This window comes from Reyranella sp. (genome assembly GCF_044224635.1).
In the GTDB taxonomy this organism is placed as follows: Bacteria; Pseudomonadota; Alphaproteobacteria; order Reyranellales; family Reyranellaceae; genus Reyranella.
Window position 1 is genome coordinate 58,362 of record NZ_JBGAKA010000022.1, and the last position, 13,316, is coordinate 71,677.

General features: G+C 68.1%; 13 protein-coding genes. 1 reads left to right on the forward strand and 12 read right to left on the reverse strand.

Annotated elements, in window-relative coordinates; translation table 11 throughout:
* Window positions 1-27: 27 nt before the first annotated feature.
* From ACILR9_RS19715 to ACILR9_RS19770, 12 genes are all read right to left on the reverse strand, one after another.
* Window positions 28-891, reverse strand: coding sequence for a 5'-nucleotidase, lipoprotein e(P4) family (locus tag ACILR9_RS19715; protein WP_395711664.1), 864 nt, complete (start codon window positions 889-891; stop codon window positions 28-30).
* Window positions 888-1,847, reverse strand: a complete 960-nt coding sequence (gene add, locus ACILR9_RS19720) for an adenosine deaminase (protein ID WP_395711665.1) — start codon at window positions 1,845-1,847, stop codon at window positions 888-890. The genes ACILR9_RS19715 and add overlap by 4 nt, the downstream gene beginning before the upstream one ends.
* A complete protein-coding gene (locus ACILR9_RS19725) occupies window positions 1,844-2,656 on the reverse strand; it encodes a phytanoyl-CoA dioxygenase family protein (protein ID WP_395711666.1) in 813 nt (270 codons plus the stop codon). The genes add and ACILR9_RS19725 overlap by 4 nt, the downstream gene beginning before the upstream one ends.
* On the reverse strand, window positions 2,653-3,975 hold the full coding sequence (gene deoA / locus ACILR9_RS19730; RefSeq protein ID WP_395711667.1) for a thymidine phosphorylase: 1,323 nt from the start codon (window positions 3,973-3,975) through the stop codon (window positions 2,653-2,655). Before deoA ends, ACILR9_RS19725 begins: the two co-directional genes overlap by 4 nt.
* A 349-nt stretch (window positions 3,976-4,324) precedes the next feature.
* Window positions 4,325-4,567 carry a type II toxin-antitoxin system CcdA family antitoxin gene (locus ACILR9_RS19735; protein ID WP_395711668.1) on the reverse strand — a complete coding sequence of 81 codons (243 nt, stop codon included), beginning with the start codon at window positions 4,565-4,567 and terminating at the stop codon, window positions 4,325-4,327.
* Between the two features lie 12 nt (window positions 4,568-4,579).
* Window positions 4,580-5,371: a purine-nucleoside phosphorylase gene (locus tag ACILR9_RS19740; RefSeq protein ID WP_395711669.1), complete on the reverse strand. Its 792-nt coding sequence runs from the start codon at window positions 5,369-5,371 to the stop codon at window positions 4,580-4,582.
* A gap of 2 nt (window positions 5,372-5,373) precedes the next feature.
* On the reverse strand, window positions 5,374-5,763 hold the full coding sequence (locus ACILR9_RS19745) for a cytidine deaminase (RefSeq protein ID WP_395711670.1): 390 nt from the start codon (window positions 5,761-5,763) through the stop codon (window positions 5,374-5,376).
* Window positions 5,764-5,785: 22 nt separating this feature from the next.
* A complete protein-coding gene (locus ACILR9_RS19750; RefSeq protein WP_395711671.1) occupies window positions 5,786-6,706 on the reverse strand; it encodes an ABC transporter permease in 921 nt (306 codons plus the stop codon).
* Between the two features lie 69 nt (window positions 6,707-6,775).
* A complete protein-coding gene (locus tag ACILR9_RS19755) occupies window positions 6,776-7,924 on the reverse strand; it encodes an ABC transporter permease (protein WP_395711672.1) in 1,149 nt (382 codons plus the stop codon).
* Window positions 7,921-9,441, reverse strand: coding sequence for an ABC transporter ATP-binding protein (locus ACILR9_RS19760; protein ID WP_395711714.1), 1,521 nt, complete (start codon window positions 9,439-9,441; stop codon window positions 7,921-7,923). Before ACILR9_RS19760 ends, ACILR9_RS19755 begins: the two co-directional genes overlap by 4 nt.
* Window positions 9,441-10,442, reverse strand: coding sequence for a BMP family protein (locus ACILR9_RS19765; RefSeq protein ID WP_395711673.1), 1,002 nt, complete (start codon window positions 10,440-10,442; stop codon window positions 9,441-9,443). Before ACILR9_RS19765 ends, ACILR9_RS19760 begins: the two co-directional genes overlap by 1 nt.
* A gap of 271 nt (window positions 10,443-10,713) precedes the next feature.
* Window positions 10,714-11,715, reverse strand: a complete 1,002-nt coding sequence (locus tag ACILR9_RS19770) for a BMP family protein (protein WP_395711674.1) — start codon at window positions 11,713-11,715, stop codon at window positions 10,714-10,716.
* A gap of 150 nt (window positions 11,716-11,865) precedes the next feature.
* Between ACILR9_RS19770 and hydA the strand changes: the two genes are divergently transcribed.
* Window positions 11,866-13,311: a dihydropyrimidinase gene (hydA, locus tag ACILR9_RS19775; RefSeq protein WP_395711675.1), complete on the forward strand. Its 1,446-nt coding sequence runs from the start codon at window positions 11,866-11,868 to the stop codon at window positions 13,309-13,311.
* Window positions 13,312-13,316: the final 5 nt, after the last annotated feature.

Consider the following 13,316-nt stretch of genomic DNA (forward strand, 5'->3'; position numbering starts at 1 on the left):
CTACGGGCCTCGGGATGACACTCAGTGTCACTTCGGCCCGACCCAGCTCTCGATCACGTCCCACTTGGCCTTGCGTTGCTCGGCCACCGGCTTCTTGAAATCATGGCCGTAGGTCGCGCTGTCGAAGGAGCCGTAGGTCGGGTTGGAGATCATCAGCCACTGCCTGCCCCAGAAGGCGAGATCGGCATCGAATGCCTTGACCCGATCGGCCTCGCTGGTGCGGTAGCGGTCGTCGAAATCGCCGAAATTGTCGCCGATGTTCAGCAGCACACGGTAATCCTTGGTGATCACGGCGCGGCGCGTGCTCTTGGCGCTGCCCCAGTCGGGCTTCTCGTTCTGCATCAGGAAGGTGTCGACGTTGCCGCCCATCGGGAAACCGAGCTTCTCCATGTTGGCCCGCGTGTCCTTTTCGGTCTCGGCGCCGCGGTTGGTGATGTAGAACACCTTCACGCCCTTGGAATCGGCATACTTGGTGAACTCCACGGCGCCGGGGATGGCGCGCGACACCTGGGCGGCGCAGAACTCGTTCCAGGTCTTGGTGCTGAAGGTCTGGTTGGCGCGCATCATCCACGCCTGGTAGAGCGAGTTGTCGAGCAGGGTCTCGTCGACGTCGAGCACGACCGCGGCAGGCAGGTTCTGGAAGTCGCCCTTCTGCTCGAGCGGCGCCGCCGTCCAGCTCTTGTCGACCAGCGCCTCGTCGAGGCGGATCCTGGCCAGGGCGAACACGGTGAGCGCATTGGCCCGATATTCGACCGAGCGCTGCGTCCACAGGGTGGCGAGCAGCAGGTCGTTGGGCGCCACCTCCTGCGCCCGGACGGCGCCGCCCGCCGCCATGCCGGTCGACAACGCGGCGAGGACGCTCCCCAACACCAGGAACTTGCGTGCGATCATGGCTTCATCTCCCCCAAAAGCCTCTGCCGGGTCGCCGCGTCGGCGAACGATGCCTCGACCGCCGTGCGCGCGATACGCCTCAACGCCGCCTCGTCCAGGCCCGCCAGGTCGTATTCGGTCCCGAGCGTGGTGTGAAAGAAAGGCGGATCGTCGGAATTGAGGGTGACGCGGACTCCCGCGTCGATCAACCGGTGCAGCGGGTGGGAAGCGCGATCGGGGTAGAGCCCGAGCGCCACGTTGCTGCCCGGGCAGACCTCGAGCACGATGCCGCGCCGGGCGAGCTCGGCCACCAGCGCGGGATCCTCGGCCGAGCGCACGCCATGGCCGATGCGGGTGACCGGCAGGTCGCGGATCGCAGCCCACACGCTTTCCGGCCCCATCACCTCGCCGGCATGAACGGTGCAGCCGAAGCCTGCCTCGTGGGCCAGCCGGTAGGCCGGCGCGAAATCGACCGGCGCGAACCTGGCCTCATCCCCGCCCATGCCGAAACCCACGACATAGCGGTGCGGCTCGGCCACCATGGCCCGCACCATGGCAAGCGCGCGCTCGGGCCCGAGATGACGGATGCAGATGACGATGATGCGGCCTTCGATTCCGAAGTCGCGGCGCGCCCGATCGATCGCGGCCGCCAGCGCCTCGAGCCAGGCGCCGTAGGCGATGCCGAGCGCCGCCGGCCGCTCGGGCGAGCAGAACATCTCGACATAGACCGCCCCCTCGCGCGCCGCGCCGGCCAGGTAGCTGTACAGCACGTCGCCGAAATCGCGTGCCGAGCGCAGGGTCTGGCAGACCAGATCGTAGGCCGCCAGAAAGCTCAGGAAATCCTTCCAGACGTAGAAGCCGTCCGCGCCCATCAGGCCGGGCGGCAGGTCGAGCCCGTTGCGCAGCGCCAGCTCGCGCGCCAGTGCCGGCGGGATCGAGCCTTCGAGATGGCAGTGCAGTTCGGCCTTGGCGATCACGCAAATCCTCGTAGCGGCAGGGTCGGCCTTTGCAGCCAGTTGTCGTCCGGATAATCGGCACGGCCGTCGATCACATGCAAGGAATAGGCATGACGGGAACGTGACGAACGATTGGGCGCGCTGGCGTGCGGCAGCAGCCCATGCAGAACCACCAGCGTGCCGCGCCGCGCCTCGATCGCCACCGGCTCGAGCGCTGGCCACGGCGTCGCGTCGAGTATCTCGGTGGAGAGCCGGCCGCCGCGATGGCGGAAACGCCGGCGCAACGGGCCCCGGTGGCCGCCCGGCAGCGCCACCAGGCAGCCATTGCCGCGGTCGGCATCGTCGAGCGCGATCCAGAAGCCGGTCACGGTCGAGGGCTGCGTGTAGAGGAAGGTCGCATCCTGGTGCCAGTCGACCGGAGCGCCGATGTGCGGCTGCTTGAAGAGATACATCGATTGCAGCAGCAGGGGTCGCTGGAGGCCGAGGGCGCGCGCCAGCGCGGCCAGCTCGGGCCGGCGCGAGACGCGGTCGAACACCGGGTCGAGGTCGTGCAGGGCGTGCCCGATCTTGTTCAGGGCCAGCGCCGTCGGCCGGTCGGTTGCCCCTTCCTCGAAGAAGAAGCGGATGGCGTCGCCCGACTCGCTGAAATACCGATCGTCGGCGTGGCGCTGGTCCTCGGTCGAGAACACCGTGCGATGGGCCGGTGCCGCGACGCCCGCCACCAGCTCGGCAGCGCGCGCCTGGAGGGCGGCGCACTCGGCGGCCGGCAGGAAATCCTCCAGCACCAGGAAGCCGTCGCGCGCGTAGGCGGCGAGGTCAGGGGAGCTCACCGGACGACGCGCTCCAGGATGACCGGCTTCGCCTCGACCTCGCCTGACGAGAGGCGGATCGCCCGCCGCACGATGTCCATCGCCGCCTCGGCGTCGGCGTCGCTCGCGGCATGGACCATGCAGAGCGGATTGCCGGCGCGCACCGGCGCGCCGACCTCGACGACATCGCTGACGCCGACCGACGGATCGATCGCATCGTCGGCATGACTGCGGCCGCCGCCCAACGCCACCACGGCGATGCCGATGTCGCGGGCGTTCATGCCCGCCACGCGACCCGCGCGCTCGGCATTGCACGGCCGGATCACCGGCGCATGGCCGAGGTAGCGGCTGCTGTGCTCGAGGAAATCGTCCGGCCCGCCCAGCGCCGCCACCATGCGCCCGAACTTCTCGGCGGCCCGGCCATCGGCCAATGCCGCCTCCGCGAGCGCGCGGCCGGCTGCGGCGGAGGGGGCCAAGCGTCCAAGCGCGATCATCTCGCCGGCCAGCGCCATGGTGACCTCGTGCAGGCGCGGATCGCGCGTACCCTCGCCCTTGAGATAATCGACCGCCTCGACGACCTCGAGCGCGTTGCCGACGTTGCGGCCCAGCACGCGGTCCATGTCGGTGATCAGGGCGACGGTCGGGAGGCCCGCCTGGTTGGCGACCGCGACCAGGCTGCCGGCGAGATCGCGCGCCATCGCCTCAGTGTCGCAGAACGCGCCCGATCCGCACTTCACGTCCATCACCAGGCCGTCGAGCCCTTCGGCGATCTTCTTCGACAGGATCGAGCTCACGATCAGGGGAATCGATTCGACGCTGCCGGTGACGTCGCGCGTGGCGTAGAGCCGCCGGTCGGCCGGCGCCAGATCGTCGGTCTGGCCGATGACCGCGCAGCCGACCTCGCGCACCACCCGGCGGAATGTCGCGATGTCGGGCTGGGTGTCGTAGCCCGAGATCGCCGACAGCTTGTCGAGCGTGCCGCCGGTATGGCCGAGACCGCGGCCGGAGATCATCGGCACGAAGGCGCCGCAGGCGGCGACGATCGGCGCCAGCATCAGGCTCACCTTGTCGCCGACCCCGCCGCTCGAATGCTTGTCGATCAGCGGCCCCGGCAGGTCGAGATCCGTCCAGTCGAGCCGCCGGCCCGAGCGGCACAGCCCCAGGGTCAACTCCACCCGCTCCGCCGTGCTCATGTCGCGAAAGAACACCGCCATGGCGAACGCCGCGACCTGACCTTCGCTCAAGCTGCCGTCATGGATGCCGCGCGTGACCAGGGCGATCTCCTCGGCCGTCAACTCATGTCCGTCACGCTTCTTGCGGATGATCTCCTGCGGAAGCATGGGGCCTACCGTGCTCCCATGGGCGGTACCTTGGATACCAATCGTGGAGCCGCCGGCGGTTCCGCTGGGAGCGCGCCACTCATGGGCGCCAACTGTGGTCGGATTGGCAACGTCCTCATCCTGAGGAGGCCGCATAGCGGCCGTCTCGAAGGATGGGCTACACACGAAATCGCTGGAAAAGCAGTGTCGCAGCGCCGGCCGCGCTGCCGACCCTTCGAGACGCGACCCTGCGGGCCGCTGCGACCCTGCGGGCCGCTCCTCAGGGTAAGGTTCCTTTGTAAGTTGGCGCCTATGAGCGCATGACGCCTTCTTTCCGCAGGCGCTGCGACCAGGATGCCTGGAGGCGTTGTCACCATCGCCTCAGGCCATCGGTGAACACGCCGTAGCGCTCCACGCGCTCGTTGTAAGCGGCAATCGCTTCGCGATTTTCCTCCAGCCACCGACGCCTCGTCTCGGCAAGCTGCTCGATGAGCGCGCGCTCGAGGGTGGCGGAAAGATCGATCCCCGCCCGGCGCGCCGCGACGAGCAAATCGCCACGGACCCTGAGGGTGACGGGCTGCTTGCGATTCGATTGGGGAGTCCGGCGAGGCATTCGGCACCTCCGTCACATGTAGCGCTCGAGAAAGGCGCACAACAACCGCTGCACGTCGGCAGCGGCCGCCTTGGCGACGGCGAGCGTCTGCTCGTGGCCGAGCTTTCCGGGCACCAGGCCGGCGGCGTAATTGGTCATCAGTGACAAGGCCACGACCTTCATCGCGGCATGCCTCGCCAGGATCGTTTCCGGCGCGGTCGACATGCCGACTGCATCGGCGCCGAGCACGCGGGCGGCGCGAATCTCGGCCGGGGTCTCGAAGCTCGGGCCGCTGAACCAGATGTAGACGCCCTGGTGACAGACCACGCCGGCCGCGGCGGCGGCGGCCAGCAGCGCCTGCGTCAGCACAGGGTCGTAGGCGTCCACCATGTCGACGAAGCGGTTGTTGTCCGGCCCCGCGTCGAACAGCGGGTTGACCCCGGTGAAGTTGATGTGATCGGTGATCGCCATCACCGAGCCAGGCGGCATGTCGAGACGCAGGCTGCCCGCAGCATTGGTCTGCAGCAGCGTCTCGCAGCCGATCGCGGCCATCGTCGCGATCGCGACCTTCATCTCGTCCGGCCGGCCGCGCTCGTAATAGTGACCACGGCCCTGCAGCACGGCGACCGGAGTCGGCCCGACATGGCCCAGCACCAGTCGGCCGGCATGGCCCCCCACCGTCGTCTGCGGAAAGCCCGGCAGCTCGCCGTAAGGGATCGTCGCCACCGCCTTCACCTGGTCGGCGAAACCGCCGAGGCCGGAGCCCAGCACGACCGCGACCTTGGGCCGGAAGCCGGGCGCGCGACGGGCGATCACCTCGCTCATGGTCAACCGAGATGCTGCGGGCCGAATGACATCGGCAGCAGCTGCCCCAGGGTCACCGTGCGATGCAGGCCGTCCGGGCCGCAGAGATGGATCGGCAGATCGTCCGAGGCGAACTCGCGCAGCTTCTGGCGGCAGCCGCCGCACGGCGTGATGACCTCCGGCCCGGGGCCGATGACGACGCATTCGAGGATGCGCTTGTGGCCCGCCCCCACCAGCGCGGCGATCGCCGATGCCTCGGCGCACCAGCCTTGCGGGTAGGCGGCATTCTCGACGTTGCAGCCGCCGTGGATCGAGCCGTCCTCGCTGCGCAGCGCCGCACCGACATGGAATTTCGAGTAGGGCGCGTGGGCGTGCAGCATCATCCGTCGGGCGAGATCAAGCAGGTCGTCCATCGATGCTCCTTTCCGTGGCGCACTAGTGCTCCTTTTCGTAGGGGATGCCGGCCGCCTTGGGCGCCACGGCGCGGCCGATGAAGCCAGCCAGCAGGAACACGGTGAGAAGATAGGGCAAGGCCTGGAAGAGTTGCACCGGAACCTCGCCAATGCCGGGCAGGCGCACGCCCTGCAGGCGGATGGCAATGGCATCGAGCAGGCCAAACAGCAGGCAGGCGCCGAACGCCGGGACGGGATGCCACTTGCCGAAGATGATGGCGGCCAACGCGATGAAGCCCTGCCCCGCCGTCATGTCGCGGCTGAAGCCGGCATTCTGGGCGATCGAGATGTAGGCGCCCGCCAGGCCGGCGAACAGCCCGCACAGCAGCACCGCGCGATAGCGCAGCCACGGCACCGAGATGCCGGCGGTGTCGACGGCGAGCGGCATCTCGCCGACGGCGCGCAGCCGGAGGCCGAAGCGCGTGCGCGAGAGGGTCCACCAGGTGAGCGGCACGGCGGCGAGCGCGAGGTAGACCAGGATGTTGTCGCCGGCGCCCGGCAGCAGGATCGGCATCAGGCGCTGCTCGCCGACCAGGGCCGGCGTCTGGCCGCCGCGGTTGAACCAGGCGTTGCCGAGCACGATGGTGAGACCGGCCGCCAGGATGTTGATGGCGACGCCGCTCACCACCTGGTTGCCGCGATAGGTGATGCACGCGACGCCATGCAGCAGCGCCATCCCCTCGGCGGCGATGATGGCCGCCAACACGCCGGCCCACGCCGAGCCGGTGACGGAGGCGGTGGTCGCGCCGAAGAACGCCGCCATCAGCATCTTGCCCTCGAGCCCGACATCGATGATGCCGCTCTTCTCCGAGAACAGCCCGCCCATGGCGCACAGCACCAGCGGCGTCGCCACGCGCAAGGTGGCCGCGAGAGTGAGCAGGACGAAGGAGAGGATGTCGTCCATGGGTTCAGTGCTCCTCCCCAGCTTCGCTGGGGAGGTGTCGCCGTCTTACGGCGACGGAGGGGTCATGAGTCACGACTCATGACCCCTCCGCCCCGTAAGACGGGGCGCCTCCCCACTACGTGGGGAGGCGAATGAGAACAGCCATTGCAGCCATGGCCGCGGCAGGTTCACCAGGGCGCCGGAGAACAGGATGATCAAGCCCTGGATCACCACGACCATCTCGCGGTTGATGGTCGGGATCTCGAAGGCGAGCTCGGCGCCGCCCTGCTGCAGGGCGCCGAACAGCAGCGCCGCCAGCGCGATGCCGAGCGGATGGCTGCGCCCCATCAGGGCAACGGCGATGCCGGCGAAGCCGTAGCCCGCCGGAAAATCGAGCACGATGCGCTGATGCACGCCCATCAGCTCGTTGACGCCGACGAAGCCCGCCAGCCCGCCCGACAGGCACATGGCGAGCATGATCGTGCGCCGGAGGTTGGTTCCGGCATAGATCGCCGCCTCGGGATTGTGGCCCATGGTCCTGAGCGCATAGCCCCACGGCGTGTGCCACAGGAACACCCAGACGCCGACGCAGCACAGCACCGCCAGCACGATCGACAGGTTGAGCGCCGACGGCGCCACCTGGATGCCGAGGCCGGCCAGCAACTCGTGCATGCTGGGCAGCTTGCCTGCGGCGGTGAAGGTGCGGCTCTGCGGCGTCATCGAGCCGGGCGCGATCAGCACATTCACCATCAGGTAGACCATCAGCGCCGACGCCAGGAAATTGAACATGATGGTGGTGATGACGATGTGGCTGCCGCGCCACGCCTGCAGCCACGCCGGCACCGCCGCCCAGGCCGCTCCGAACAGGGCGGCGGCGATGATGGCGAGCGGGATCATCAACCAGGCCGGCAACAGGCGATCGAGCGCCAGGATGGCGAGCCCGCAGCCCAGCCCGCCGATGTAGGCCTGGCCCTCGCCGCCGATGTTGAACAGGCCGCCATGGAAGGCGACGGCCACGGCGAGGCCGGTGAAGATGAAGTTGGTCGTGTAGTAGAGCGTGTAGCCGATCGACTCGGACGAGCCCAGGGCGCCCACCACCAGGAGCCGCAGGGCCTGCAACGGGTCGACGCCGATGATGCGCACGATCACGCCCACCGTGACGAAGGCGAGCGCGATGTTGACCAGCGGCAGCACTGCGATCTCGGCCCAGCCCGGCAGCGGCCGTCGCGGAACGCTCATGCCGCTGCCCCGGCCATCATCAGGCCCAGGGTGCGCTCGTCGGCGCGTCCGGCCGGGACCTCGCCCACGATCCGGCCGGCGAACATCACCACGATACGGTCGGCCAGCGACAGGATCTCGTCGAGCTCGACCGAGACCACCAGCACGGCGCAGCCCTGATCGCGGCTCTTCACCAGCTCGCGATGGATGAACTCGATGGCGCCGATATCGACGCCGCGCGTCGGCTGGCCGACCAGCAGCACCCTAGGCTCGCGCGCCATCTCGCGCGCCAGCACCAGCTTCTGCTGGTTGCCGCCCGAGAAGCTCGACGAGCGCAGCGCCGGCGCGCGCGGCCGGACGTCGAAGCGCTCCATCAGCGAGGCGCAGTGCGCGCCCACCGCCGGACCGTCGAGCAGGTAGTTGCGGCAGAACGGCGGCTCCTCCTGGTAGCCCAGGATCGACGTCTCCGCGGCCTCGAAGGCGGCGACCATGCCCTGGCGCAGGCGATCCTCCGGCACGTGGGCGAGGCCCAAGTCGCGCATCTCGGCCGGATCGCAGGGATGGCGGGCGTCGATCCGGCGGCCGCACACGGTGAGCGTACCGCCGGTCGGTGCCCGGATGCCTGACAGCACCTGCAAGAGCTCGGTCTGGCCGTTGCCAGACACCCCGGCGATGCCGACGATCTCGCCCGCGCGCAGCTCGAAGCCGACATCGTCGAGCAGCCGCACGCCGCGCCGGTCGACCAGGCTGAGATGCTCGGCCTTCAGCAGCACCTCGCCGGCGCTGGGCGGCGCCTTGTCGAGCTGCAGCCGGACCTTGCGGCCGACCATCAGCTCGGCCAATTCCTCGGGGCTGGTCTCGCCCGTGCGCCGGTCGGCGACGATCTGGCCCTGCCGCATGACATAGACATGGTCGGTGACCGCCATGATCTCGCGCAGCTTGTGGGTGATCAGCACGATGGTGACGCCACGCTCCTTCAGGGTGCCGAGGATGCGGAACAGCTGGTCGGTCTCCTGCGGCGTCAGCACGGCGCTGGGCTCGTCGAGGATCAGGATCCGCGCGCCGCGATACAGCACCTTCAGGATCTCGACGCGCTGCTGCTCGCCGACCGATAGATCGGCGATGCGGGCGTCGGGATTGACCGCGAGGCCATACTCGCGGGCGAGCCGCGCCAGCTCGGCGCGCGCCGCCGCCAGGCCGCCCGCCAGCAGGGCGCCGCCCTCGGCTCCCAGCACCAGGTTCTCCAGCACGGTGAAGGTGTCGACCAGCATGAAGTGCTGATGGACCATGCCGACGCCGCGGGCGATCGCGTCGTGCGGGCTGTCCATGCGCACTGGCTTGCCGTCGATGCGGATCTCGCCCGCGTCGGCGTGATAGAGGCCGTAGAGGATGCTCATCAAGGTCGACTTGCCGGCGCCGTTCTCGCCGACGATGCCGGTGACCGCGCCCTGCTCGATCCTGAGCGACACCCCGCGCACGGCATGCACGTTGCCGAACGACTTCCGGATGCCCGTGAGCTCGATGGCGGCGGGGGGCATCACTTGCAAGAATTGTTGCTCATGTAGTCGTGGACGACGATCTTACCGGAGATGATGTCGGCCTTGGCGGTATCGGCCTTGGCCCTCATTTCCGGCGTGATCAGCGCCTCGTTGTCCTTGTCGAGCGCCCAGTCGACGCCGGCTTCCTTGAGCCCCAGCACCTGAACCCCACCCTTCCAGGTGCCGTCCTGCGCCGCCTTGAAGCTGTTGTAGGCAGCGAGGTCGACACGCTTCAGCATCGACGTCAGCATGGTACCGGGGTGCAGGTGATTCTGGTTGGAATCGACGCCGATACCCAGCTTGCCGCGATCCTTGGCGGCCTGCAGCGCGCCGAGTCCGCTCGTGCCGGCTGCCGCATAGACCACGTCGACACCGCGGTCGAACTGGCCCTTGGCAAGCTCGGCGGCGCGACCGGGATCGTTCCAGGCGGCGGGCGTCGTGCCGGTCATGTTCACGATCAGCTCGGCGTTGGGGTTCACGTACTTCACGCCCTGCTCGAAGCCGCACACGAACTTGCGGACCAGCGGGATGTCCATGCCCCCCACGACACCGATCTTGCCGCTCTTCGACGCCATCGCCGCCAGCACGCCGACCAGGAACGAGCCTTCGTGCTCCCTGAAGACGACAGACTGCACGTTGGGCAGGTCGACGATGCTGTCGATGATCGTGAACCGGGTCTGGGGGAACTCCCGGGCGACCTTCTCGAGCGGCACGGCCTGCGCAAAGCCGACGGCGACGATGGGATCCTGGCCGCGCTGGGCAAAGCGCCGCTGAGCCTGTTCGAACTGGGTCTCGTTGCCAGGCTCGAACTCGGCGACACTGACCTTCGCCTCCTTCGCGAACTTCTCGGCGCCCATGCTGACGCCTTCGTTGAACGATTTGTCGAACTTGCCGCCGGTGCTGTAGATGACCGCAGGCTTGACGGCATTCTGCGCCGCCGCGCCGGCGGCGAGCGCCGCCACGGCAGCCAGCGCGACGAGCGATCCGACCCAACGATTCATGACGGCTCCCGGATACTTGGGCACAAGCGCGAATTCGAATCCCTCCTCCGTAATCGGGCAGGGCTTTCGGACAAAAATTCCGTCATCCCGACCGGAGCCGCCCAAAGGGCGGCGCAGTCGAGGGACCTTTCTTGCTGATACCGCAGTAAGAAAGGTCCCTCCACTGCGCCTCGCTACGCGCGGCTCCGGTCGGGATGACGGAATTTCTTTCATATGCGAATCCCCTGCCTGATTACGGGGGAGGGATTCGAAATCCGTCTGACCAGCCGCGTCACTTGCAGGCGTTGTTGCTCATGTAATCGTGGACGACGATCTTGCCCGCGGCGATCTCGGCCTTGGCGGCATCGACCTTGGCCTTCATCTCCGGCGTGATCAGCTTCTCGTTGTCCTTGTCGAGCGCCCAGTCGACGCCGCCTTCCTTGAGGCCCAGCACCTGCACGCCGGCCTTCCAGGTGCCGTCCTGCGCCGCCTTGAAGCTGTTGTAGGTGGCGAGATCGACGCGCTTCAGCATGGAGGTCAGGATCGACCCGGGATGCAGATGGTTCTGGTTCGAATCGACGCCGATGCCGAGCTTGCCACGATCCTTGGCTGCCTGCAGCACGCCAATGCCGGTCGCGCCGGCGGCGGCATAGACGACGTCGACGCCGCGGTCGAACTGGCCCTTGGCCAGCTCGGCGCCGCGGCCCGGATCGTTCCAGGCGGCCGGCGTCGTTCCGGTCATGTTGGCGATCAGCTCGACCTTGGGATTGGCGTACTTGATGCCCTGCTCGTAGCCGCACTGGAAGCGGCGGATCAGGGGAATGTCCATGCCGCCGACGAAGCCGACCTTGCCGGTCTTCGACGCCATCGCCGCCAGCATGCCGACCAGGAACGAGCCCTCCTGCTCCTTGAACACGATCGATTGCACGTTGGGCAGGTTCACGACGCTGTCGATAATGGTGAAGCGGAGATTGGGAAATTCCTTGCCGACCTTCTCCAGGGCCACAGCCTGGGAGAAGCTGACGACGACGATGGGATCCTGGCCGCGCTGGGCGAAGCGGCGCTGCGCCTGCTCGAACTGGGTCTCGTTGGTCGGCTCGAACTCGGCGACAGCAATACCCGACTCCTTCTTGAACCGTTCGGCCCCCATGCTCACGCCTTCGTTGAAGGACTTGTCGAACTTGCCGCCGGTGCTGAAGACGATGGCCGGTTTGACCGCGGTCTGCGCCACGGCCAGCGTGGCCAAGGCTCCAGCGGCAACAATTCCGACCAATAGTCCGATCCAGCGCTTCATGGCGGTCCCCGTTGCTCGTTGGCGCGTACGCTTCACCTTTGTTGCAGCGAGTGTGGACCGCGGCGCGCGCCGGGTCTAGGCAAGTGTGCGGCACGGGACTTGCAGCCTCGGGAGTCGGCACGCTGCCGGTACGCAGGACAGGGAGGGAACATGGCCGAGTACGATCTGGTCATCCGAAACGGCACCATCGCCACGGCTTCAGACGTGGTGAAGGGCGACATCGGCATCGTCGCCGGCCGGGTGGTGGCGCTGGGCGAGCGGCTCGACAAGGGCAGGCGCGAGATCGACGCCAGCGGCCTGATCGCCGTGCCGGGCGGCATCGACGCCCACGTCCATTTCGACCAGGACACCGCCGACGGCTCGGAGTTCTGCGACGATTTCGAGAGTGGCAGCCGGGCGGCCGCGGCCGGCGGCACGACCACCATCATCCCCTTCGCCTACCAGGCGCGCGGCCAGTCGCTGCGCGACGTGGTCAACCGCTACCACAAGCGGGCCGACGGCAAGTCGCTGATCGACTACGCCTTCCACGTCATCCTGTCCGATCCCAGCGAGAAGATCATGGGCCAGGATTTTCCGGCGCTGGTGGCCGACGGCTACACCTCGTTCAAGGTCTACATGACCTACGACGATTTGAAGCTCGGCGACCGCGAGATGCTCGACGCGCTGGCGGCGGCGCGGCGCGAGCAGGCCATGCTGATGATCCATGCCGAGAATTCCGACTGCATCGCCTGGCTGACCGAGCGGCTGGAATGGAAGGGCATGACGGCGGCCAAGTTCCATGCCACCTCGCGTCCGTACGTCGTCGAGCGCGAGGCCACCCACCGCGCGATCTCGCTGGCCGAGCTGCTCGACGTGCCGATGCTGCTGGTCCATGTCTCGGCCAAGGAAGCCATGCACGAGATCCAGCGCGCCCAGGCGCGCGGCCTGAAGGTCTACGGCGAGACCTGCCCGCAATACCTGTTCCTGAGCGAGGAGGATTTCGACAAGCCGGGCGACGAGGGTGCCAAGTGCGTGTGCTCGCCGCCGCCACGCGGCGTCGACAACCAGGAGCACATCTGGACCGGCCTGTCGGCCAACACCTTCCAGGTGCTGTCGTCCGACCATGCCGCGTTCAAGTACGATGACGTGCGCGGCAAGAAGCTGCCGGGCGCAGCACAGAGCTTCCGCAAGATCCCCAACGGCGTGCCGGGCGTCGAGACCCGCCTGCCGCTGCTGTTCTCCGAAGGCGTCGGCAAGGGCCGCATCAGCCTGCAGCAGTTCGTGGCGCTCTCCGCGACCAACGCCGCCAAGATCTACGGCCTGCATCCGCGCAAGGGCACCATCGCGGTCGGCGCCGATGCCGACATCGTGCTGTGGGACCCGGCCCGCAAGGTGACGCTCACCAACCCGATGCTCCATCACAATTGCGACTACACGCCCTATGAGGGCCGCGAGCTCACCGGCTACCCGGTGATGACTTTTTCACGCGGCGAGCTCGTCATGGAGGAAGCGCGCATGAGCGGTTCGGCCGGTCGCGGCCTGTTCCAGAAATGCGCCCGCCCCGAAGCCGCCCGCCCACGCGGCAAGCCGCTGATCGACCCGTCGATCTTCAGCTGAGGGGT

Coding starts and splice junctions, on each gene's coding strand:
- ACILR9_RS19715 (WP_395711664.1), bottom strand. CDS start 891: ATGATCGCACGCAAGTTCCTGGTGTTGGGGAGCGTCCTCGCCGCGTTG.
- deoA (WP_395711667.1), bottom strand. CDS start 3,975: ATGCTTCCGCAGGAGATCATCCGCAAGAAGCGTGACGGACATGAGTTG.
- ACILR9_RS19735 (WP_395711668.1), bottom strand. CDS start 4,567: ATGCCTCGCCGGACTCCCCAATCGAATCGCAAGCAGCCCGTCACCCTC.
- ACILR9_RS19740 (WP_395711669.1), bottom strand. CDS start 5,371: ATGAGCGAGGTGATCGCCCGTCGCGCGCCCGGCTTCCGGCCCAAGGTC.
- ACILR9_RS19745 (WP_395711670.1), bottom strand. CDS start 5,763: ATGGACGACCTGCTTGATCTCGCCCGACGGATGATGCTGCACGCCCAC.
- ACILR9_RS19750 (WP_395711671.1), bottom strand. CDS start 6,706: ATGGACGACATCCTCTCCTTCGTCCTGCTCACTCTCGCGGCCACCTTG.
- ACILR9_RS19755 (WP_395711672.1), bottom strand. CDS start 7,924: ATGAGCGTTCCGCGACGGCCGCTGCCGGGCTGGGCCGAGATCGCAGTG.
- ACILR9_RS19760 (WP_395711714.1), bottom strand. CDS start 9,441: ATGCCCCCCGCCGCCATCGAGCTCACGGGCATCCGGAAGTCGTTCGGC.
- ACILR9_RS19765 (WP_395711673.1), bottom strand. CDS start 10,442: ATGAATCGTTGGGTCGGATCGCTCGTCGCGCTGGCTGCCGTGGCGGCG.
- ACILR9_RS19770 (WP_395711674.1), bottom strand. CDS start 11,715: ATGAAGCGCTGGATCGGACTATTGGTCGGAATTGTTGCCGCTGGAGCC.
- hydA (WP_395711675.1), top strand. CDS start 11,866: ATGGCCGAGTACGATCTGGTCATCCGAAACGGCACCATCGCCACGGCT.